This window comes from Bradyrhizobium sp. DOA1 (assembly GCF_001593325.1).
Lineage (GTDB): Bacteria > Pseudomonadota > Alphaproteobacteria > Rhizobiales > Xanthobacteraceae > Bradyrhizobium.
Map to the genome: position 1 here is coordinate 105,645 of NZ_JXJM01000001.1, position 21,525 is coordinate 127,169.

The window sequence follows — 21,525 nt, forward strand, 5'->3', positions numbered from 1 at the left end:
CCGCTTCTCCCACGCTCCATGCGACGATAGATAGGTTACAGATTGGCCGTGTTAACGCCGAGGTTCTAGTGCTTCGATGAGGCCATTGCTTATTTGCTTCATTTGTCCTTGAAGACCACCAATCTTCGTAAGAGCTGCAGTCTTCTCTTTCCCGCAGGTGCGAGCAAGACTCACCTTCACTAGATGAAGCTTTTTGTGCTGCCGCTGTGGGGCCAGCAAGCGCTCTCGATTGACGATTACGCCGGTTATTTCCGCGGGCCGGTCAAAGTACGACTTCTCTTTATGATATCGAAGGCCAGAGGAGTGAATTACCTTTTCGATCTCCCAGACAATCTTCCTTGGAACACGCTTGCCAGACAAAGTTACATCATCAACATAGACAGTTAGCGTCACCCCGTGATCTCGCGCAATCGAAGCAACTCTTTCCCAGATACTGCAGTAAGCAAAATAGGCGAGGAACGGACTGAGTGGGCTCCCTGTAGGAAGCCGTTTTCGATAAGTGGACAATCGTGTGAGTGTGTCCGCGACGTCAGTCTCACATTTCAATATCGATCTGAAGAACCAGTAGACTCGATGCGAAGGTGTCGAGGGGAAATACTTCTTGATATCGAGGCAGCGGACGACGCGATTGTTCAAGTGCTGAGCCGCGTTCGAAATGTAAGAGCGTCCTTTGACGGGACAGTACAGATAGTTTGGCGGCTCAATTCGAGTAAGGAGGCGGGCCAATTTCGCTTGAACGCGCTTAAGATTGCGCGCGGGATTCTCGATGCGCCGACTTCCTCCCCCTTTCTTAGCGAGATCAAACTCTCTGTACATCGCCTCTGAGTGGCGAAATCTGCGTAAATCTAGAACGGATATACCGAGCAGATTTGCTAACTTGCGATGGCTTCCCAGCCGATACAACGGCGACTGATCGATCGCATATGACCGTCGCTTACTTGCGCTTTTTGGGGCGCCTTCCATCGGTTTTCTCTTCGATGAACTTGAGCAGCTTTACAATTTTGGGAGCGATCATGCTTCGAGCAGCTTCGTATGGCGTACTTCTATCGATCGATTCCGCAAAGAACATGATCGACGATACTGGAACGTCGAACTCAGTTGAGTACTTCTCAAGAAGCGCTAAAGTAGGCTGCTTGTCGCCGCTCTCAATTTCAGACAAGTACGATTTCGATATCCCCAAGCGTAGTGCCGTTTGTGTTTGATTGAGATCGTGAAAGGTTCGCAACAGGCGTAACGCTTCGCCTAACATCCCGCTTCCTCTTAGAAGATTACAAATATAGGGGCGGCATCTATTCCCGTAGCGCCCGATAGATAAGAATTCCGACCTGTGCCAACTTGGCCAGCAGAACTCCGATACGGATCAAGGCTCTTATCGTAGACGGGCGACGCAGCTTCTTGGCCAGCGCAGACCGTCTCGGTTTCGACTGCCTCCGTTCTCGTTCGAGTTGATCCAATGTTTCCATTGGCATTCTCCCTCTTCACCGGTCGAACGACATGTTCGACCTGTCGCCATGGGAAGAGAGCAGGAGGAGAACGGTTTTAACCCCTATACTGCACTTGGGACGCGCCTAGTCGTCGGGCGCGTCCCTAGCCGCATCGCACTGCGCGCCGGCTAATCGGACAGGAAGCTTTTGACCTCCCACGGAGTGGCTTGTGGCCCTCCAACAAATTGGCAACTTATCTCCTAATCAACATCGATGCAGCGAATAAGCTGTGATTCGCCGATCATCAGCAATAGAATGTTCGCTGTTAGCGAACTAATTTTCTTGTTGCGTGTTTACCGGAAATGTCCTTCTACGACATTGATTCGACTCAGCCGAGAGCTTGTCGGCCTCCTCAAAACACCTCCTGCTTCGCCCGCGCCAGCGAAAACCCCCGCTGCATCGCGTTGAAGCACGTCACCCCCGTCTGCTCCGACCGGCACGTGAATCCCCCACGTTGCCACACCTCGCCATAGGCGAGCACCGGAAGCGAGGCATCCATCACCGTATCTCCGGCGCAGATGCGTCCCGCGGTGCCCTTTGCGCTCATCTCGAAGGCGTGGCCGTAGTCGAGCTCGCAATCGGCGGGGCGGCGCGGGCGGAGCTCCATGTTCATGATGTCGCAGCGGAGCAGGCCCTGTCCGTCATTTCTGAAGAACTGGCAGGCGATGTTCTTCGAAGGCGTGAGGAAGCCGACCGGACGGTCCTGGGCGTGGACTGCAGTGGCCGCGACGAGGGACGCGAGAAGACAAAATTGCAGATATCGCATGCGTACCATGAACTCCGATCGGTCATGCCCGGACTTGATCCGGGCATCCATCGCTTTCTAATCTGAAGAGAGATGGATTGTCGGGTCAAGCCGCACAGAAGGGGGCTTCGGCCCCGCAGGCGGATCAAGCCCGGCAATGACGTGAGGTGCACCATGTTCCTGATCGGCCAATACGATTCGCCCTTCGTCCGCCGCGTCGCGATTGCGCTGCGGCTTTATGGGCTCGCGTTCGAGCACAAGCCATGGTCGACCTTCGGCGATGCCGACAAGATCGCGCCGTATAATCCGCTGCGCCGCGTGCCGACGCTGGTGCTCGACGACGGCGAGGCGCTGATCGAGAGCATGATCATCCTCGATTATCTCGACGACCTCGTCGGGCCGGACAAGGCCATGCTGCCGCGCGGCGGCACCGAGCGGCGCAAGCATCTGCGCGTCTGCGCACTCGCCTCCGGCCTCGGCGACAAGGCGGTGAGCCTGCTCTATGAGCGCGTGCTGCGGAAGGAGCAGTTCGCGCTGTGGGTCGAGCGCTGCCAGGCGCAGATCGCCGACGTGCTCGCCGTGCTGGAGGTCGAGCGCGCGAGGGTGACGACACCGTACTGGCTGGGTGATCGTATCGGCCATGCCGACGTCGCAGTCGCCTGCGTCGTCCGCTTCACCCGGGAGGCGCATCCGCAGCTGTTCGATGCTGCGCGTTATCCGGCGCTGAGCGCGCATGCCGAGCGCTGCGAGGCGCTGGCGCCGTTCAGGGAGATCATGCAACCGCTAGCGCCGCCGAAGGGGTGATCTTTACCTTCTCCTGGAGGGGGAGGGTCGATCGCGCGCAGCGCGAGCGGGGCGGGGTGACAGACCATCCGCAATCTCGTTGCTTCTGTTCGCCGTCTCGAGGCTCTCAGCGCTCTCGTTCTTGGCTTCACCCCACCTCGGTCCGCATTCCGCTACGCTGCATGCGAACCGATCCTCCCCCTCCAGGGGAGGATGGGCATCGTGTGTGCGTGGGAGAGTGACAGAGCCATCGACCGCCTTTGCGTCACCGCGCGCACCAGCCGATGATGCAATACTACCCCTGTTTTGCCCGACGCCGCAAACCGCTTTCGGTATGTCAGAAATTACTCAAGCTTTTCAACCCCATCGCTACTGTGCATGGGGTTGTTTTCTCACTTGTGTTTTGGAGGCGCGCTTACCCCGCCCCCACGCGCTTCTTCTGCCAGACCAGATGCACCGCGCAGGTGCAGCCCGGCGGGTGCGAGGCGAGGTCCTCAGGCGTCTCGTCGTTGGCCGGCCTTGCCGCGAAAGCCTTGTCCTCTCGCGACGGGATGTAGTTCAGCACCGGCGCGAGCCAACGCTCCGTCTCCGCCACCGTCATGCCCTTGCGCGCGGCGTAGTCCTCGACCTGGTCGCGCTCGATCTTGCCGACGCCGAAATAATAGCTCTCGGGGTTTGCGAAATAGAGCCCCGACACCGACGAGCCCGGCCACATCGCAAAGCTCTCGGTCAGCTTCACGCCGGCCGTCGCTTCCGCGTCGAGGAGCTCGAACAGCGTCGCCTTCTCGGTGTGATCGGGCTGCGCGGGATAGCCGGGCGCGGGGCGGATGCCCTGATACTTTTCGAGGATGAGCTCCTCGCTGGAGAGCGCCTCGTCCGGTGCATAGGCCCAGAACTCGCGGCGCACGCGGGCATGCATGCGCTCGGCGAAAGCCTCGGCGAGGCGGTCGGCCAGCGCCTTGCACAGGATCGAGGAATAATCGTCGTTGGCCATCTTGAAGCGATCGGCGACCGCATCCTCGCCGATCCCGGCGGTGACGACGAAGCCGCCGATATAGTCGGGCACGCCCGCGGGCGCTATGAAGTCGGCCAGCGCCGCGTTGAAGCGGCCCTCGCGCTTCTCCAGCTGCTGGCGCAGCGTGTGCAGCGTCGCGATCGGCTTGGTCCGGCTTTCGTCGGCATAGAGCACGATGTCGTCGCCTTGCGCATTGGCCGGCCAGAAGCCGATCGTCGCACGCGCCCGGAACCATTTTTCCTTCACGATGGTGTCGAGCATCTTGCGCGCGTCGTCATAGAGCGAGCGCGCGACCTCGCCGACCTTGGCGTCGTCGAGGATGGCGGGGAAGCGTCCCGCGAGCTCCCAGGTCTGGAAGAACGGCGTCCAGTCGATATAGGGCACCAATTCTGCAAGGTCGTATTCGTCGAAGCTCTTGATGCCGAGGAAAGTCGGCTTCACCGGCTTGCTCTTCGCGAAATCCACCGGCACGCGGTTGGCGCGGGCGTCGGCGAGCTTCAGGCGCTTCTTGTCCGCCTGCGCGCGCAGATGCGCCTCCGAGATCTTTGCGTATTCGGCACGGACCTCGGCGGCGTAGGCTTCGCGCTTCTCGGGCGAAAGCAGCGCGGAGGCGACGCCGACGGCGCGGCTGGCGTCGTTGACGTGCACGACCGGGCCGGCGCGATAACTCGGGTCGATCTTGACGGCAGTGTGGACGCGGCTGGTGGTGGCGCCGCCGATCAGCAGCGGCAGCTTCAACCCTTCGCGCTGCAATTCGCCGGCGAAGAACGCCATCTCGTCGAGCGATGGCGTGATCAGGCCGGAGAGCCCAACGATGTCGGCCTTCTCCGCCTTCACGATCTCGACGATCTTGGCGGCCGGCACCATGACGCCGAGGTCGATGACCTCGAAATTGTTGCATTGGAGCACGATGCCGACGATGTTCTTGCCGATGTCGTGGACGTCGCCCTTCACCGTCGCGAGCACGATCTTGCCGGCGGAGGAGGAGCCTTCGGTGCCAATGCCATTGGCGAGGTTGCGCGCCTTCTCTTCCTCCATGAACGGCATCAGCCAGGCCACTGCCTGCTTCATCACGCGAGCGGACTTCACCACTTGCGGCAGGAACATCTTGCCGTCGCCGAAGAGGTCGCCGACCACGTTCATACCGGCCATCAGCGGGCCCTCGATCACGTCGAGCGGACGCGACGAGGACTTGCGGGCCTCCTCGGTGTCCTGCTCGATGAACTCGGTGATGCCATGCACGAGGGAATGCGACAGGCGCTTCTCCACCGGCCATTCGCGCCAGGCGAGATCAGCTTCCTTGCTCTCGGTCTTCTTGCCGCGGAATTTCTCGGCGAGCGCCAGCAGCCGCTCGGAGGCGCCCGGATCGCGATTGAGGACGACGTCCTCGCAGGTCTGGCGCAATTCGGGGTCGATGTCGTCATAGACGATCATCTGCCCGGCATTGACGATGCCCATGTCCATGCCCGCCTTGATGGCGTGATACAGGAACACCGAGTGCATGGCCTCGCGCACCGGCTCGTTGCCGCGGAACGAGAACGACAGATTGGAGACGCCGCCCGAGATATGCGCGCCGGCTAAGTTCTGGCGGATCCAACGCGTCGCCTCGATGAAGTCGACGCCGTAATTGTTGTGCTCCTCGATGCCGGTCGCGATCGCGAAGATGTTGGGATCGAAGATGATGTCCTCGGGCGGGAAGCCGACCTTGTTCACCAGGATGTCGTAGGCGCGCTTGCAGATCTCGGTCTTGCGCGCGAACGTGTCGGCCTGGCCGACTTCGTCGAAGGCCATGACGACAACGGCCGCGCCGTGGCGGCGTGCGATCTTGGCCTCGTGAATGAACTTCTCCTCGCCTTCCTTCATCGAGATCGAGTTGACGACCGGCTTGCCCTGCACGCATTTCAGGCCGGCCTCGATCACCGAAAATTTCGACGAGTCGACCATCACGGGGACGCGCGCGATGTCGGGCTCGGCGGCGACGAGGTTGAGGAAGGTCACCATCGCCGCTTCGGAATCGAGCAGGCCCTCGTCCATGTTGACGTCGATGATCTGCGCGCCGTTCTCGACCTGATCGCGTGCGACTTGCAGCGCGGCGGTGTAGTCGCCATTGGTGATCAGCTTGCGGAATTTCGCAGAGCCCGTGACGTTGGTGCGCTCGCCGACATTGACGAACGGGATCGCGTCCGTCAGCACGAACGGCTCGAGCCCGGAGAGCCGCAGGCGCGGTTCGACCTCCGGCACGATGCGCGGCTTGTGCGGGGCGACGGCGGCTGCGATCGCCGCGATGTGGTCCGGCGTGGTGCCGCAGCAGCCGCCGACGATGTTGACGAGGCCGTCGCGCGCGAACTCGCCGATCAGGCGGGCCATATATTCGGGGCTCTCGTCATACTGGCCGAATTCGTTGGGCAGCCCGGCATTGGGATAGGCGCAGACGAGCGTGTCGGCGACGCGGCCGATATCGGCGATATGCGCCCGCAGATCCGCGGCGCCAAGCGCGCAGTTGAAGCCGATGGTGACGGGCTTGGCGTGCCGCACCGAATTCCAGAACGCCTCCGGCATCTGGCCCGAGAGCAGGCGGCCGGATTTGTCGGTGATGGTACCCGACACCATCACGGGCACGTCGATGCCGCGCTCTTCGGTGATCTCGGCGATCGCATAGAGCGCCGCTTTGGCGTTCAGCGTGTCGAAGATGGTCTCGACCAGCAGCAAATCGACGCCACCGTCGAGCATGCCGTTGATCTGTTCGCCATAGGATTTGCGCAAATCGTCGAAGGTGACGGCGCGGTAGCCGGGATTGGAGACGTCCGGCGAGATCGAGGCGGTGCGGTTGGTCGGGCCGATGGCACCCGCAACGAAACGCGGCTTGCCGTCTTCGGCCTCGACGCGCCGTGCGGCGTTGCCGGCGAGGCGGGCGCCTTCGCGCGCCATCTCGTAGACCATGTCGGTGAGGTCGTAATCGGCCTGCGCGATCGACGTGGTCGAGAAGGTGTTGGTCGCGACGATGTCGGCGCCGGCGCGCAAGTACGCGGCGTGGATGTCCTCGATCGCCTGCGGCTGGGTCAGGATCAACAAATCGTTGTTGCCGCGCAGGTCGCGATGGAAGTTCTTGAAACGCTCGCCGCGGAAGGCCGCCTCGTCGAGCTGGAGATTCTGGATCATCGTGCCCATGGCGCCGTCGAGCACGAGGATACGCTCGCGCGCGGCATTGAGCAGGGCAGTTCGCTTGGGAGAGGTGGGCACGGTCATGTGTCTCAAGCCGCCTTCTGCGCGCTCTTGGCGCGGATGCCGAGCAAATGGCTGATCGCGAACACGAGATCGGCGCGGTTCATGGTGTAGAAATGGAAGGTGTCGACGCCGCGCTTGGCCAGCTTCTGCACCTGGCCGGCGGCGACCGTCGCGGCCACCAGCTTGCGGGTTTCGGCATCGTCGTCGAGGCCGTCGAATTTCGCGGCGAACCAGTCCGGCACGGTGGTGCCGGCGCGGGTGACGAAATTGCGCGCCTGCTTGAAATTGTGCATGGGCATGATGCCCGGCACGATCGGAATGTCGATGCCGCGGGCACGGACGCGGTCGAGATAGCGGAAGTAGAGATCGTTATCGAAGAACACCTGCGTGATCGCCCGCGTCGCGCCGGCGTCAACCTTGGCCTTCAGCGTGTCGATGTCGGCGTCGAAGTCACGCGCTTCCGGGTGCTTCTCCGGATAGGCCGACACGCTCACTTCGATGTCGGCATGCCGCTTCTTGATTCCCGCGACGAGCTCGGCCGAGCTCTGGTAGCCGTCGGGATGGCTGCAATAGGGCGTGCCGATGCCGCCAACGGGATCGCCGCGCAGGCCGACGATGTGGCGGACGCCGACCTCGTGATAGCGGTCGACGATCTCGTCGATCTCGCCGCGCGAGGCGCCGACGCAGGTCAGGTGCGCGGCCGGCAGCAGCGCGGTCTCCTTCAGGATGCGGGCGATGGTCGAGTGGGTGCGCTCGCGGGTCGAGCCGCCGGCACCGTACGTCACCGAGACGAATTTCGGGTCGAGCGGGGCCAGCCGGTTGATGGTGTCCCAGAGATTGCGCTCCATCTCTTCCGTCTTTGGCGGAAAGAACTCGAAGGAGATTGCAGGCCGCCTCAGGTGCCCCTCTGCTGTCGCAGGCGTCGTCACGTCAGTCATGGCACCACTCACTCCAATGTCAGGCAGCGGTCCGGTCTACCTCGGAGAGGCTAAGATACGCCAAAGGTGGTATCGCCAACAGCCCATCGGTAATGGGAAGCTGCCCATCCATATCTATTTGCGGCGTATTTCGTTGATAGAAGACGTGGAAGTGGGAAGTGGAGCGGCGGCGTGATGTAGTAGAATTTGTTATGATTTTACCTGAATTCCTTCGTTCGGAATCATTGGTTCTGCGGTGGGCAGAAAAATCGATGGATTTGCACATGCCGAGTGTCCCAACTGCTAACTCCGCATTGCCCCGCCGGTTCGTACACGTCAGGCCTGCGCAGCCTGCCCATTGCCGCGGCACAGCTCTCCATTACGTTAACGCGCCATGATCCCGCTCTCAGTCCTCGACCTCTCGGTCGTCACCACCGGCACCAAGCCCGCCGCGGCGCTGCGCAACAGCATCGATCTGGCGCGCCATGTCGACGGGCTCGGCTATGTCCGCTATTGGCTCGCCGAACATCACAACCTCGCTTCCGTCGCGAGCCCCGCGCCCGACGTGATGATCGGGCAGATCGCGGCGGTGACGAAGCACATCCGCGTCGGCTCCGGCGGCGTGATGCTGCCCAACCACGCGCCGCTGGTGGTTGCCGAGCGCTTCAAGATGCTGGAAGCGCTGTTTCCCGGCCGCATCGACCTCGGTCTCGGCCGCGCCCCCGGCACCGACGGAGCCACCGCCTACGCGTTGCGCAGCCGGCTCGACCGCCGCGAGGGCGACGATTTCCTGGAGCGGCTGCACGAGTTGATTCTATGGGAGACCCGCGAATTCCCCTCGGGCCATCCCTACAACAATGTCGTCGCCATGCCGGACGATACCAGGCTGCCGCCGATCTGGCTGCTCGGCTCCAGCGACTATTCGTCCGAGCTCGCCGCGCAGGTCGGCATGGGCTTCGCCTTCGCCCATCATTTCGCCTCCCACGACGCGATCGACGCGATGGTGCATTATCGCAACCGCTTCCAGCCCTCGGCCTGGCGCGCGGCCCCGCATGCGATCCTCGCCGTCGCGGCCATCGCGGCCGACACCGATGAGGAAGCCGAAAGGCTTGCGAGCTCCTTCGACCTCAACCGTCTTCGCCGCGACCGCGGCCAATATCTGCCGCTGCCGAGCGTCGAGGAGGCGCTGGCCTATCCCTATACGGATGCCGAGCGCATCTCGATCCTGCGCAACCGCTCGCGCCTGTTCGTCGGCAGCCCGGCAACAGTGCAGAAGAAGCTTCAGCCGCTGATCTATGCCAGCAAGCCCGACGAGCTGATGGTGATCACCGCGGTGTTCGACCACGAGGCGCGGAAGAAGTCGTATTCGCTGCTGGCGGAGGCGTTTGGGATCAAAGCGGGCACATAACGCTCTCGTGCCCCGGACGCAACGCGTAGCAATTGGCAGTCCACGTCTCGCGGCCTCGGGGTCCCGGCTCGCGCTCCGCGCGCCCGGGACACGAGATCAATCCTGCGTCTCGCTGAACGTCGCGCGGAACGGATGGCCGGGATAGACGCCGACGATGCGGAATTCGCGCGAGAAGAACTTCAGCTCTTCGATTGCAAAGGCGAGGCCCTTGTCGTCGGGGTGACCGTCGACGTCGGCATAGAACTGCGTGGCGAAGAAATTGCCGTCGACCATGTAGCTTTCGAGCTTGGTCATGTTGACGCCGTTGGTGGCAAAGCCGCCGAGCGCCTTGTAGAGCGCGGCCGGCAGGTTGCGCACCCGGAACACGAACGTCGTGACCAGCGAACCCGAATTTTGCACGGCCCATTTCGGCTCGCGTGCCAGCACCACGAAGCGCGTAGTGTTATGCGCCTCGTCCTCGATGTCCTCGGCGAGGATATCGAGGCCGTAGATCTTTGCGGCGAGGCGCGAGGCGATCGCGGCGACGCTCTTGTCCTTGCGCTCGGAAATGTCACGGGCGCTGCCGGCAGTGTCGGCGTGCACGATCGGCTTGATGCCGAGCTTGCGGATGATGCGCCGGCACTGGCCGAGCGCATGCACATGGCTCTCGACGCTCTTGATCTCTTCGAGCCTGGTGCCCTTCACCGCCATCAGCTGGTGCCGGACCGGCAAGAACCATTCGCCGATGATGAAGAGGCCGGAGGCCGGCAGCAGATGGTGGATGTCGGCGACGCGGCCGGCGACCGAATTCTCGATCGGGATCATGCCGAGATCGGCCTCGCCCGAGGAGATCGCCGACAGCGCGTCCTCGAAGGTGGCGCAGGGCATCGGCTCGGCGTCGGGATAGGCCTCGACGATGGCGATGTGGGAATTGGCCCCAGGTTCGCCCTGGAATGCGATCTTCATCTTGCTCATGATCGGCCTTGTAACAGCGCCTCAGGATTTGGAAAGGATGCTGCGCGCGGTTTCGAGATCGGGCGGCGTGTCGACGCCGCGGGGCACGCTGTCGACGATCATGATGTCGATACGCATGCCGGCTTCCAGCGCTCGGAGTTGCTCCAGGCTCTCCTGGCGTTCCAGAGGCGAAGGCGGCAGCGACACGAACCGGTTCAGCGCCGCGCGGCGATATGCATAAAGGCCGATGTGGTGGTAACGTGGTCCGTTGCCGTAAGGCGCAGTGGCGCGGGTGAAATAAAGTGCCCGCAGCCGCCGCGGCCCGATCGGCGAGCCGATCGCCTTCACGACGCTCGGGGCGAGGTCCTCCTCCTCGGTGTGGATCTGGGACGCCAGCGTCACGATGTCGACCGCGAGGTCGTCGAAGGGCGGCAGCACCTCGCGGATGGTCTGCGGCGTGATCGTCGGGAAGTCACCCTGGAGATTGATCACGATTTCGGCCTTGCCCTCGGGATCGAGCTTCTGCATGGCCTCGTGGATGCGGTCAGAGCCGGAGGGGTGGTCGGAGCGGGTCATCACGGCCTCGCCGCCATGGGCCGTCACCACGGAGGCGATCTCCGGCGTGTCGGTTGCGACCGCGACCCGGCCTATCGCAGCGGCCTCCGCGCGGCGCAGGACATGCACGATCATCGGCATGCCCGCGATGTCGGCGAGCGGCTTGCCGGGCAGGCGGGTGGCGGCCATGCGGGCCGGGATAAGCACCAGGATGCGGGGGTCGATCATTGGGTTCAAAGGTCTGGGGTCAAGGGCCTGGAACGGGGCGTTTTCCGCGCCGACAAGGGGCTGGGGACGGGCGGAAAGCGGGGTCGCTTATACGGGTTGCCAGACCCCGGGCAAACCGATATCTCAATGGCAAAACTCGGGGAAACCATGGGAATGTTTGATTCTCCCGAGGCGCGTCCTGGCGGCCGCTTGGGCCGCTGTTTCCTTCTTGCGGTGGGGCCTAGCCGGAAATGGACTCTTTCGAACTCAATAAAATCATGGGTGCCGTGCTTGGCACCTGTCTTTTTCTTCTGGTGACCAGCTTCACCGCCCAGGCGCTGTTTTCGCCCAAGATGCCGGAAAAGCCGGGCTTCGAGATCGCAGTGAAGCAAGATGCCGGCGGCGGCAAGGAAGGCGCCGCTGCCGCCGCACCGTCCGAACCAATCGAGAAGCTGCTCCAGACCGCCTCCGTCGAGAAGGGCTCAGCAGCGGCCAAGAAGTGCGGCGCCTGCCACACCTTCGAGAAGGGTGGTCCGAATCGCGTGGGTCCGAATCTCTATGGCGTCGTCGGCGAGGCCAAGGGCCAAGGCCGTGGCGGCTTCAACTTTTCGGCTGCCTTGAAGGGCAAGGGGGGCAACTGGACCTTCGACGATCTCAACAAGTTCCTCGCCAATCCGAAGGGCTTCATTCCGGGCACCGCCATGGGCTTTGCCGGTATTGCCAAGGATTCCGAGCGCGCCGATGTGATTGCCTATCTGAACTCGCTGTCGGAGAGTCCGCAGCCACTGCCGACTGCGTCGAAATAAGGTCCAAGAAACCGTCTCGGAATTTGCGGCCAGGCTCAAGAGCCTGGCCGTTTCCTTATCCGGGCCTCGCGGCGACGTTATCGGGGCGTTTGGCCGCATCCGAGAAGCCGGCCGGGCTTTCAAGATGAGGAAAAAGCAACATATTCGGTCGAAACCTCGCCTATATTGGGAACTTAAAGGAGTAGCCTCCTTCAAGACAGGGATGTTGATTTGGCCATTACCCGACGCGATCTCCTGCTCACCGGCACTGCCGCCGCAGCGCTTCCCGCCCTCGGTTCCTTCGCGGGCGTTTCCGTCGTCGGCGCGGCGCATGCACAGTCTTCCAACGAGCTGCCGTGGCGCCACGCATTGTCACTGTTCGGTAAGGTGAAGTACCCCGCCGACTTCAAACGTTTCGATTACGTCAATCCGGACGCGCCGAAAGGTGGCGTCGCGCGCCAGATCGCGGTGGGCACATTCGACAATTTCAACATCGTCGTCTCCGGTGTGAAGGGGCAGGTCGCCGGCGCCGTCGCCTTCATCTACGAATCCCTCACGACGCCCTCGCTCGACGAGGTCTCGACAGAATACGGCGCACTCGCCGAAGCGGTCAGCCATCCCGACGATTTCTCTTTCGTCACCTACCGCTTGCGGCCGCAGGCAAAATGGCATGACGGCAAGCCCGTCACGCCGGAGGACGTGATTTTCTCGCTCGAGTCCTTCAAGAAGCACCACCCGATGTACTCGGCCTATTACAGCCACGTGGTGAAGGCCGAGAAGGTCGGCGAGCGTGAGGTGAAGTTCGTATTCGACGCGCCCGGCAACCGCGAACTGCCGCAGATCGTCGGACAGCTCACGGTCTTGCCGAAACATTGGTGGGAGGGCACGGACGCCCAGGGCCGCAAGCGCGATGTCTCCGCCACCACCTTGGAGGTGCCGCTCGGTTCGGGGCCCTACAAGGTCAAGGAATTCGTAGCCGGCCGCTCGATCGCGCTGGAGCGCGTCAAGGATTATTGGGGCCGCGATTTCGCGATCAATGTGGGCCGCAACAATTTCGACGAGCTGCGCTACGAATATTTCCGCGACGGCACTGTGGCGATCGAGGCCTTCAAGGCCGATCAGGTTGACTGGCGCACCGAGAACAGCGCGAAGAACTGGGCTACGGCCTACGACTTCCCGGCCGTGAACGAAAAACGCGTGATCCTCGAAGAGTTCGCCAATCGCAGCTCCGGCGTGATGCAGGCGTTCGTGCCGAATCTGCGCCGCGCCAAGTTCAGCGATCCGCGCGTGCGGCGTGCGCTCAACTACGCCTTCGACTTCGAGGAGATGAACAAGCAGATCTTCTACGGTCAGTACAAGCGCATCAGCAGCTATTTCGATGGCATCGAGGAGCTCATGGCGACCGGCGTGCCGCAGGGCAAGGAGCTCGAGATCCTGGAGACGGTCCGCGCGCAAGTCCCGCCCGAAGTGTTCACGACGGCCTACAGCAATCCGGTCGGCGGCAACCCGGAAGCCGTGCGCGATAATTTGCGCGAGGCGCTGCGGCTGCTCAAGGAGGCCGGCTACGAGGTGCGCGATCGCAAGCTGGTCGACGCCAAGACCGGTGCCCAGTTCACCCTGGAGCTGCTGAACTCTGATCCGAGCTTCGAGCGGATCACGCTGTTCTACAAGCCGTCGCTTGAGCGCCTCGGCATTGCCGTGAGCGTGCGGACGGTCGATCCGACCCAGTACGAGAACAGGACCCGCGATTGGGATTTCGACATCATCACGAATTCATGGGGCGAGTCGCAATCGCCCGGCAACGAGCAGCGTGAGTTCTGGTCGTCGAAAACAGCCGATATCGCGGGGTCTCGCAATATCGCCGGCATCAAGAATCCGGCCATCGACAAGCTGATCGAGCGGGTGATCTATTCTACGGACCGCGACGACCTCGTCGCCGCCACCAAGGCGCTCGACCGCGTCTTGCTTTGGAATCACTATGTCGTGCCGCAATGGACCTACAACAAGGTTCGTACCGCGCGCTGGGATCGCTTCGGCCGGCCGGCGGAATTGCCCAGATACGGTCAATCCAGCTTCCCGTTCATCTGGTGGTATGACGCAGACAAGGCGGCGCGGATCGCAAAGAAGTCGTGAAGGACATTGCCCGCATGACGCAGATGTCACGCCGCCATGTGTTGGCCCTGGGTGTTGGCGCTCTGGGTGCGTCCATCGGCACGCCGTTGCTACGCAGTGCGCGGGCATCGGAAGCGTCCACGGAGGCCCACGGCATCTCCGCGTTCGGCGATCTCAAATACCCCGCCGATTTCCGCCATTTCGACTACGTCAATCCGGCTGCGCCAAAGGGCGGCACATTCTCGCTGATTCCGTCGACCAAGTCGCATAACCAATCCTACCAGACCTTCAATTCGCTCAACGCTTTCATCCTGAAGGGCGATGGCGCGCAAGGCATGGACATGGCGTTCTCGCCGCTGATGGTGCGCGCCAGCGACGAGCCGGATGCAATGTACGGGCTTGCCGCGAAATCCGTGCAGATTTCGCCGGACCGGCTGGTCTATCGCTTCACGATGCGGCCGGAGGCGAAATTTCACGACGGCACCAAGCTCACCGCGCACGATGCGGCGTTCTCGCTGACGACGCTCAAGGCCAAGGGCCACCCGCTGATCGTCGTGAACATGCGCGACTTCGTAAGCGCTGAAGCGATCGACGATGCGACGCTCGTCGTCACCTTCGCCAAGGGACGCGCCCGCGATGTGCCGCTCTATGTCGCCGGACTGCCGATTTTCTCGAAAGCCTATTACGCCTCCCGGCCGTTCGATGAATCGACGCTGGATGTTCCGCTCGGCTCCGGTCCGTACAAGGTCGGCAGGTTCGAGGTCAATCGCTTCATCGAGTTCGAGCGGGTCAAGGATTGGTGGGCCGCCGATCTGCCGCCCTGCCGCGGCAGCTACAATTTCGATGTCGTGCGATATGAATTCTATCGCGACCGCGACGTCGCCTTCGAGGGCTTCACCGGCAAGAACTATCTCTACCGTGAGGAGTTCACCTCGCGCATCTGGGCGACGCGCTACGACTTCCCGGCCGTGAAGGACGGTCGCGTCAAGATGGAGGTCGTGCCCGACGATACGCCCTCCGGTGCGCAAGGCTGGTTCATCAATACGCGGCGCGACAAGTTCAAGGACCCGCGCGTGCGCGAGGCTCTGATCAACGCCTTCGATTTCGAGTGGACCAACAAGACCATCATGTACGGCGCCTATGCCCGTACGGTGTCCCCGTTCCAGAATTCTGACCTGATGGCGGGCAATGCGCCGCCCTCGCCGGAAGAGCTGAAGCTGCTGGAGCCGTTTCGCGGCCAGGTTCCCGACGATGTCTTCACCGCGCCGTTCACGCCGCCGGTCAGCGACGGATCTGGACAGGATCGCGGCCTGTTGCGCAAGGCGCAGCAACTGCTCAACGAGGCCGGCCTGCCGATCAAGGACGGCAAGCGGATGCTGCCGAATGGCGAGGTGTTCAGGATCGAGTTCCTGCTGGACGAGCCGTCGTTCCAGCCGCATCACGCGCCCTACATCAAGAATCTGGCGACGCTCGGGATCGAAGCCAACATACGCCTCGTCGATGCCGTGCAGTACAGGGCGCGCCAGGACGAGTTCGACTTCGACTTGACGATCCAGCGCTTCAGCATGTCGGCAACGCCGGGCGACGCCATGCGTTCGTTCTTCTCCTCTCAGGTCGCGGCGACCAAGGGCTCCTACAATCTCGCAGGGATCGCCAGTCCGGCCATCGACGCCATGATCGAGAAGATCATGGCGGCGGATAGCCGCGAAGAGTTGACCGTTGCCTGCCGCGCGTTCGATCGCTTGTTCCGCGCCGGCCGCTATTGGGTGCCGCAATGGTACAACAAGACGCATCGGCTGGCTTATTGGGATCAGTTCGGCCATCCACAGAAGCTGCCGCGTTATGCCAACGGCGTCGGCGCCCCCGACATCTGGTGGCATGAACCGGCCAAGGCCGCCAAGCTCGAGCAGACGAAATAATCATGAGCGCTTACATCGCCCGCCGTCTCCTCCTGATGATCCCGACGCTGCTGGGAATCCTCTTCGTGTCCTTTGTCGTGGTGCAGTTCGCGCCGGGCGGTCCGGTCGAGCGCGTGATCGCGCAGCTTTCGGGCGCCGACACCGGCGGCACCTCGCGCATTTCGGGCGGCGGCGATTTTGCGCAGCGCGCGCCTGGGCAGGTTGGCGCCGGCGGTGATGCCGCCAACTCGAAATATCGCGGCGCGCAGGGGCTCGATCCTGATTTCATCAAGAAGCTGGAGGTGCAGTTCGGCTTCGACAAGCCGGCGCCCGAACGCTTTCTCCTGATGGTGTGGAATTTCGCGCGCTTCGATTTCGGCAAGAGCTATTTCCGCGACGTCAGCGTGATCCAGCTGATCAAGGAGAAGCTGCCGGTTTCGATCTCGCTCGGGATCTGGCTGACGCTGGTCACTTATCTGATCTCGATCCCGCTCGGCATCCGCAAGGCGGTCAACGACGGCGCGCGCTTCGATACCTGGACGTCGACCGTTCTCGTGCTGGGCTATGCCATTCCCGGCTTCCTGTTCGCCATCCTCCTCATCATCCTGTTCGCCGGCGGCTCCTTCTTCAACTGGTTCCCGCTGCGTGGTCTGACCTCGGACGGCTGGTCGCAGTTTCCCTGGTACTGGAAGATCGTCGATTATTTCTGGCACCTGACGCTGCCGCTGATCGCCATGGGATTAGGGGCGTTCACCACAATGACGTTCCTGACCAAGAACTCGTTTCTGGACGAGATCCGCAAGCAATATGTCATGACCGCGCGGGCCAAGGGATGCAGCGAGAGCCGGGTGCTCTACGGCCATGTCTTCCGCAATGCGATGCTGATCGTGATCGCGGGCTTTCCCGGGACCTTCATCCACGCCTTCTTCTCGGGCTCACTCCTGATCGAGACCATCTTCTCGCTGGACGGGCTGGGGCTGCTCAGCTTCGAGAGCGTGCTCAACCGCGACTATCCCGTGGTATTCGGCACGCTCTACATCTTTTCGCTGGTCGGCCTCGTGATCAATCTGATCTCCGACCTGACCTATATGTGGATCGACCCCAGGATCGATTTCGAGGCGCGGGAGGTCTGATGACGTTGACTGCGCCGACGCCGATCGAGACCACGGCGAAGTCGCCGCTTGGCGATGCCGTGCCGATCACACGCAAGGCGTTCGCTCCGTCGCCGCTCAACAAGCGACGCTGGCAGAACTTCAAGGCGAACCGTCGCGGCTACTGGTCGTTCTGGATCTTCATCGCCCTGTTTGTGATCTCGCTGTTCGCCGAGTTGATCGCCAACGACCGGCCGTTCCTGATCAAGTTCGACGGCCGGCTCTATTGGCCCGCCTTCGTGACCTATTCGGAGACGACCTTCGGCGGCGATTTCGAGACGGCCGCCGACTATCGCGATCCCTATTTGCAGAAGCTGATCAAGGACAAGGGCGGCAGCATCGTCTGGCCGCTGATCCGCTATTCCTACGACACCCACAATCTCGATCTGCCGACGCCGGCGCCATCGCCGCCGACCTGGATGCTGACCGAGAAGCAATGCCAGCCGGTGGTGGAGAAGAAGGGGCTGAAGAGCTGCCGCGACCTCGAGTACAACTGGCTCGGCACGGACGATCAGGGGCGTGACGTGGTCGCGCGGCTGATCTACGGATTCCGTATCTCGGTGCTGTTCGGCCTTTGCCTCACCATCGTCTCGTCCGTCATCGGCATCGCCGCCGGCGCGGTGCAGGGCTATTTCGGCGGCTGGGTCGATCTGATCTTCCAACGCGTCATCGAGATCTGGACGGCGATTCCCTCGCTCTATCTTCTCCTGATCCTGTCCTCCGTGCTCGTACCCGGCTTCTTCGTGCTGCTCGGCATCCTCCTGCTGTTCTCCTGGGTCTCACTCGTCGGTCTCGTCCGGGCCGAGTTCCTGCGCGGGCGGAACTTCGAGTACATTCAGGCGGCACGCGCGCTCGGCGTCTCCAATCAAGTCATCATGTTCCGCCATTTGCTGCCGAATGCGATGGTCGCGACCATGACCTTCCTGCCCTTCATCCTGTCGAGCTCGGTGATGACGCTGACGGCGCTCGATTTCCTCGGCTTCGGCCTGCCGCCGGGATCGCCCTCGCTGGGCGAATTGCTGTCCCAGGCCAAATCCAATGTGCAGGCGCCCTGGCTCGGCTTCTCTGGCTTCTTCTCCGTTGCGATCATGCTGTCGCTCCTGATCTTCATCGGCGAAGCCGTGCGCGACGCCTTCGATCCGCGCAAGACGTTCAGGTGAGGGCGTGATGGACGCGATCAACCAGCCTCTGCTTGCCGTGCGCGATCTCTCGGTGGCCTTTCACCAGGGCGGCGCCACCACGCTCGCGGTCGACAAGGTCTCGTTCCAGATCAAGCGCGGCGAATGCGTTGCCCTGGTCGGCGAGTCCGGCTCCGGCAAGTCGGTCAGCGCGCTCTCGATCCTGAAGCTGCTGCCCTATCCGAACGCCTCGCACCCCTCGGGCAGCATCCGCTTCAAGGGCCAGGAGCTGATCGATCGGTCGGAGCAGGAGATGCGGGAGATTCGCGGCAGCGACATCTCCATCATCTTCCAGGAGCCGATGACCTCGCTCAATCCGCTGCACACGATCGAGGCGCAGATCGGCGAGATCATCCAGCTGCACAATCCGACCAGCAATGCGCAGGCGCGCAAGCGGACGCTGGAGCTGTTGACGCAGGTCGGTATCCCCGAACCCGAGACGCGGTTGAACAGCTATCCGCACCAGCTCTCCGGTGGCCAGCGCCAGCGCGTGATGATCGCGATGGCCCTCGCCAACGAGCCGGATCTGTTGATCGCGGACGAGCCGACCACGGCGCTCGACGTCACCGTGCAGGCGCAGATCCTGGCGCTGCTCGCCGAGATCCGTTCGCGGCTCGGCATGAGCCTGCTCTTCATCACCCACGATCTCGGCATCGTGCGCCGCATCGCCGACACAGTCTGCGTCATGAAGAACGGTGAGATCGTCGAGCAGGGACCGGTCGAGCAGGTCTTCAGGACACCGAAACATCCCTACACGCGCGACTTGCTCGCGGCGGAGCCGAAGCCGGATCCTGCGCCACCACAGCCGGATGCGCCCGTGGTGATGTCGGTCAATGATCTGAAGGTCTGGTTTCCGATCAAGCGCGGCCTGATGCGCAAGACGGTCGGCCACATCAAGGCGGTCGACGGCGTCAGCGTCGCCGTACGCAAGGGCGAGACGCTCGGCGTGGTCGGCGAATCCGGGTCGGGCAAGACCACGCTGGGCCTTGCGCTGCTGCGGCTGATCTCCTCGAACGGGCGCATCGTCTTCCTCGGCAAGGACATCCAGGGCCTGCGCTTCAAGGAGATGCGGCCGTTCCGGCGCGACATGCAGATCGTGTTCCAGGATCCGTTCGGCTCGCTCTCGCCGCGCATGTCGGTCGCAGACATCATCGCCGAAGGCCTCTCCGTGCATCAGCCGGGCCTTTCGCGCGAGGAGCGCGAGGCGCGCGTCGTCAAGGCGCTGGAGGACGTCGGGCTCAATCCCGAGACGCGCTTCCGCTATCCGCATGAATTCTCCGGCGGCCAGCGCCAGCGCATCAGCATCGCGCGCGCGGTGGTGCTGGAGCCCGATTTCGTCGTGCTGGACGAGCCGACCAGCGCGCTCGATATGCTGTTTCAGGCGCAGATGGTCGACCTGTTGCGCGAGCTCCAGCGCAAGCGCGAGCTCACCTACATGTTCATCTCGCACGATCTGCGCGTCGTCGCCTCGCTCGCCAGCCACCTCATCGTGATGCGCGGCGGCAAGGTCGTCGAAGAGGGGCAGGCCGCCGAGCTGTTCAAGAATCCAAAGACCGATTACACGCGCGCACTGTTCGCGGCGGCATTTCGGCTGGAGACGGCCGGGAATGGGTCAGTGGCGACGTAGCGTCGCTCATTACGGACACGCGAGCGCACAAGTCACCCTCGGAAAAGCAGCGACCCAATCCGTCATTCGGCAGCGGCGTCCCGCGCGTGCCGTTCACGTTCAGAGGCACGCGGCTCACTGGAATCTCTTCTGGCGTAACGCACGCCGCGCGGCGAATCGCCGAAGCGAGCCCGGAACAAGCGATTGAAATGCGAAACATCCGAGAAGCCGACTTCAAGGGCAATATCGGAAATCCGCTGCGCGCTAAGGCGCGCCTCGGTCAGTAGCTTGAGTGCAAGCTGGAGGCGCAGCTCATTCACGTGCCCGGTAAACGATGATCCTGCCGACGCCATCAGGCGCTGTAGGTAGCGAGGCGAGATGCCTTGGCGACGAGCGACGGCCTCGACCCTAAGTCCCGGGTCCTGAAAGTGTGTCGCGATGTAGTCGAGTACGGCGCTGTGGCGCGCGGCGACGATGGCACTCGCGTCGCTATCGCCCAAGGGGGCGCACTCGCCGACCGCGAGGGCCGTGAGATCATAGATGTGAGCTACGACCGCATCACGCAGCTTGGGCGCGGCCAGAGCGCCCTCCTTGAATGCCGACTTGAGATAAGCCATGAGAAGGCGGAGCGCTTCAGTTCGCTGGGGAATTAGCCGCATGGCCAGGCTTTCGATGTCCGCCACGCGCTGCGCAAGCGCGTCGCGCGGCACCGCCAGGCCGAACAGCAGTCCGTCGACGTAGGTGACAGTGGCGGGCTCCGAATGCAAAATCGCGAGTGCGTCGCCGCCGCAAAGCGCAATCTCCCGCCCCCGCTGCGACAGCTGACTTCTGTTAGGTGAGCAGACGATGAGCCCGATTGAGTCATCGCCATCGGCAAGGCTCGCTTTCAAGCGCTTGAAACGCATGGAAGAGCCTTTCAGTGCAAGGGTGCGCAAACCCCGGTTCGCCTGCAGGGTCGCGTCAGCATGAAACGGAGCATTCGATAGGGGCTCGATGTCGGCGTGGACTATCCCGCGCACAAAGCTCTCGCGCCATAGCGGAAGTCGCATCCGCTCCGGAAGTTCGCGCGTTGAGAATCTGTGCGATACAAAATCGGCTGCGTCCGTAGACATGAGGACCTCCAGCCTAGATAAAACGTCGGGTTGAAATGCTGCGTCGACGCTGTCGTTATCCGCATTTTGCAATTCGCGCACCAACCGTCTTCGTAAGGTACGCAGAACTCCAAGAACTTACATCCTTGGTTTGCTAGTCTCATTCACCTGTGATGGATGCCGATGTGAACTGGCTCACGTGGCGCCCAAGAAATAACGCCAATAATGATTGCGAATTCGCGGTGAGAAAATCTCCTTTAAGAGGAGACTATCGTGATAGGTCTATTTCTAATTGTCGCCATCGTCTCCGGTTTGAACGTCCCTGGCGGAGTGAAATCGCAAATCCAGATTTACGACGTCATTCGCGATTGGTCGAACTCAACGACCCGCGGTGCGGACTGTTCTGCAGCACTGGGTGTTCTCTGATACCGA

General features: G+C 62.4%; 16 protein-coding genes. 8 read left to right on the forward strand and 8 right to left on the reverse strand.

Annotated elements, in window-relative coordinates:
• Positions 1-51: 51 nt before the first annotated feature.
• From SE91_RS34905 to SE91_RS00500, 3 genes are all read right to left on the reverse strand, one after another.
• On the reverse strand, positions 52-963 hold the full coding sequence (locus tag SE91_RS34905) for a reverse transcriptase family protein (RefSeq protein ID WP_082813626.1): 912 nt from the start codon (positions 961-963) through the stop codon (positions 52-54).
• Complete coding sequence (locus tag SE91_RS00495) at positions 935-1,249, reverse strand: helix-turn-helix domain-containing protein (RefSeq protein ID WP_061846196.1); 315 nt, start codon at positions 1,247-1,249, stop codon at positions 935-937. Before SE91_RS00495 ends, SE91_RS34905 begins: the two co-directional genes overlap by 29 nt.
• Before the next feature lie 587 nt (positions 1,250-1,836).
• Entirely contained in the window at positions 1,837-2,259 is a 423-nt protein-coding gene (locus tag SE91_RS00500; protein WP_061850848.1) for a DUF6636 domain-containing protein, read from the reverse strand.
• A 144-nt stretch (positions 2,260-2,403) separates the two neighbouring features.
• On the opposite strand from SE91_RS00500, the gene SE91_RS00505 reads away from it, so the two are divergent.
• Positions 2,404-3,033: a glutathione S-transferase family protein gene (locus SE91_RS00505; protein ID WP_061846197.1), complete on the forward strand. Its 630-nt coding sequence runs from the start codon at positions 2,404-2,406 to the stop codon at positions 3,031-3,033.
• 394 nt (positions 3,034-3,427) lie between these two features.
• Here the strand turns inward: SE91_RS00505 and metH are convergent, their stop codons facing one another.
• Together metH and metF are read right to left on the reverse strand one after the other, a co-directional pair.
• Positions 3,428-7,273, reverse strand: coding sequence for a methionine synthase (metH, locus tag SE91_RS00510; RefSeq protein ID WP_061846198.1), 3,846 nt, complete (start codon positions 7,271-7,273; stop codon positions 3,428-3,430).
• 5 nt (positions 7,274-7,278) lie between these two features.
• On the reverse strand, positions 7,279-8,190 hold the full coding sequence (metF, locus tag SE91_RS00515; RefSeq protein WP_061846199.1) for a methylenetetrahydrofolate reductase [NAD(P)H]: 912 nt from the start codon (positions 8,188-8,190) through the stop codon (positions 7,279-7,281).
• 373 nt (positions 8,191-8,563) lie between these two features.
• Here metF and SE91_RS00520 point away from each other — a divergent pair, with 373 nt between their 5' ends.
• Entirely contained in the window at positions 8,564-9,577 is a 1,014-nt protein-coding gene (locus tag SE91_RS00520) for an LLM class flavin-dependent oxidoreductase (RefSeq protein ID WP_061846200.1), read from the forward strand.
• A 96-nt stretch (positions 9,578-9,673) separates the two neighbouring features.
• Here the strand turns inward: SE91_RS00520 and SE91_RS00525 are convergent, their stop codons facing one another.
• Together SE91_RS00525 and SE91_RS00530 are read right to left on the reverse strand one after the other, a co-directional pair.
• Entirely contained in the window at positions 9,674-10,531 is an 858-nt protein-coding gene (locus SE91_RS00525) for a prephenate dehydratase (RefSeq protein WP_061846201.1), read from the reverse strand.
• 21 nt (positions 10,532-10,552) lie between these two features.
• Complete coding sequence (locus tag SE91_RS00530; protein WP_008547014.1) at positions 10,553-11,293, reverse strand: 3-deoxy-manno-octulosonate cytidylyltransferase; 741 nt, start codon at positions 11,291-11,293, stop codon at positions 10,553-10,555.
• 230 nt (positions 11,294-11,523) lie between these two features.
• On the opposite strand from SE91_RS00530, the gene SE91_RS00535 reads away from it, so the two are divergent.
• From SE91_RS00535 to SE91_RS00560, 6 genes are all read left to right on the forward strand, one after another.
• Positions 11,524-12,078 carry a c-type cytochrome gene (locus SE91_RS00535; protein ID WP_008547012.1) on the forward strand — a complete coding sequence of 185 codons (555 nt, stop codon included), beginning with the start codon at positions 11,524-11,526 and terminating at the stop codon, positions 12,076-12,078.
• A gap of 210 nt (positions 12,079-12,288) precedes the next feature.
• The gene (locus SE91_RS00540; protein ID WP_061846202.1) at positions 12,289-14,190 is read left to right on the forward strand and encodes an extracellular solute-binding protein; all 1,902 of its coding nucleotides are present in this window, start codon (positions 12,289-12,291) and stop codon (positions 14,188-14,190) included.
• 14 nt (positions 14,191-14,204) lie between these two features.
• Positions 14,205-16,088, forward strand: a complete 1,884-nt coding sequence (locus SE91_RS00545; RefSeq protein ID WP_061850849.1) for an extracellular solute-binding protein — start codon at positions 14,205-14,207, stop codon at positions 16,086-16,088.
• 2 nt (positions 16,089-16,090) lie between these two features.
• Positions 16,091-17,200, forward strand: a complete 1,110-nt coding sequence (locus SE91_RS00550) for a microcin C ABC transporter permease YejB (protein ID WP_061846203.1) — start codon at positions 16,091-16,093, stop codon at positions 17,198-17,200.
• Positions 17,200-18,378 carry an ABC transporter permease gene (locus tag SE91_RS00555; RefSeq protein WP_060737184.1) on the forward strand — a complete coding sequence of 393 codons (1,179 nt, stop codon included), beginning with the start codon at positions 17,200-17,202 and terminating at the stop codon, positions 18,376-18,378. The genes SE91_RS00550 and SE91_RS00555 overlap by 1 nt, the downstream gene beginning before the upstream one ends.
• Before the next feature lie 7 nt (positions 18,379-18,385).
• Complete coding sequence (locus tag SE91_RS00560) at positions 18,386-20,023, forward strand: ABC transporter ATP-binding protein (protein WP_061846204.1); 1,638 nt, start codon at positions 18,386-18,388, stop codon at positions 20,021-20,023.
• A 62-nt stretch (positions 20,024-20,085) separates the two neighbouring features.
• On the opposite strand, the gene SE91_RS00565 is transcribed toward SE91_RS00560, so the two are convergent.
• Positions 20,086-21,195: an AraC family transcriptional regulator gene (locus SE91_RS00565; protein WP_245318587.1), complete on the reverse strand. Its 1,110-nt coding sequence runs from the start codon at positions 21,193-21,195 to the stop codon at positions 20,086-20,088.
• Between the last annotated feature and the right edge of the window lie 330 nt (positions 21,196-21,525).

What these genes read in the sequence shown, in the direction of transcription:
- SE91_RS34905 (WP_082813626.1), bottom strand. Translation starts at nt 963, where the DNA reads ATGGAAGGCGCCCCAAAAAGCGCAAGTAAGCGACGGTCATATGCGATC.
- SE91_RS00495 (WP_061846196.1), bottom strand. Translation starts at nt 1,249, where the DNA reads ATGTTAGGCGAAGCGTTACGCCTGTTGCGAACCTTTCACGATCTCAAT.
- SE91_RS00500 (WP_061850848.1), bottom strand. Translation starts at nt 2,259, where the DNA reads ATGGTACGCATGCGATATCTGCAATTTTGTCTTCTCGCGTCCCTCGTC.
- SE91_RS00505 (WP_061846197.1), top strand. Translation starts at nt 2,404, where the DNA reads ATGTTCCTGATCGGCCAATACGATTCGCCCTTCGTCCGCCGCGTCGCG.
- metH (WP_061846198.1), bottom strand. Translation starts at nt 7,273, where the DNA reads ATGACCGTGCCCACCTCTCCCAAGCGAACTGCCCTGCTCAATGCCGCG.
- metF (WP_061846199.1), bottom strand. Translation starts at nt 8,190, where the DNA reads ATGACTGACGTGACGACGCCTGCGACAGCAGAGGGGCACCTGAGGCGG.
- SE91_RS00520 (WP_061846200.1), top strand. Translation starts at nt 8,564, where the DNA reads ATGATCCCGCTCTCAGTCCTCGACCTCTCGGTCGTCACCACCGGCACC.
- SE91_RS00525 (WP_061846201.1), bottom strand. Translation starts at nt 10,531, where the DNA reads ATGAGCAAGATGAAGATCGCATTCCAGGGCGAACCTGGGGCCAATTCC.
- SE91_RS00530 (WP_008547014.1), bottom strand. Translation starts at nt 11,293, where the DNA reads ATGATCGACCCCCGCATCCTGGTGCTTATCCCGGCCCGCATGGCCGCC.
- SE91_RS00535 (WP_008547012.1), top strand. Translation starts at nt 11,524, where the DNA reads ATGGACTCTTTCGAACTCAATAAAATCATGGGTGCCGTGCTTGGCACC.
- SE91_RS00545 (WP_061850849.1), top strand. Translation starts at nt 14,205, where the DNA reads ATGACGCAGATGTCACGCCGCCATGTGTTGGCCCTGGGTGTTGGCGCT.
- SE91_RS00550 (WP_061846203.1), top strand. Translation starts at nt 16,091, where the DNA reads ATGAGCGCTTACATCGCCCGCCGTCTCCTCCTGATGATCCCGACGCTG.
- SE91_RS00555 (WP_060737184.1), top strand. Translation starts at nt 17,200, where the DNA reads ATGACGTTGACTGCGCCGACGCCGATCGAGACCACGGCGAAGTCGCCG.
- SE91_RS00560 (WP_061846204.1), top strand. Translation starts at nt 18,386, where the DNA reads ATGGACGCGATCAACCAGCCTCTGCTTGCCGTGCGCGATCTCTCGGTG.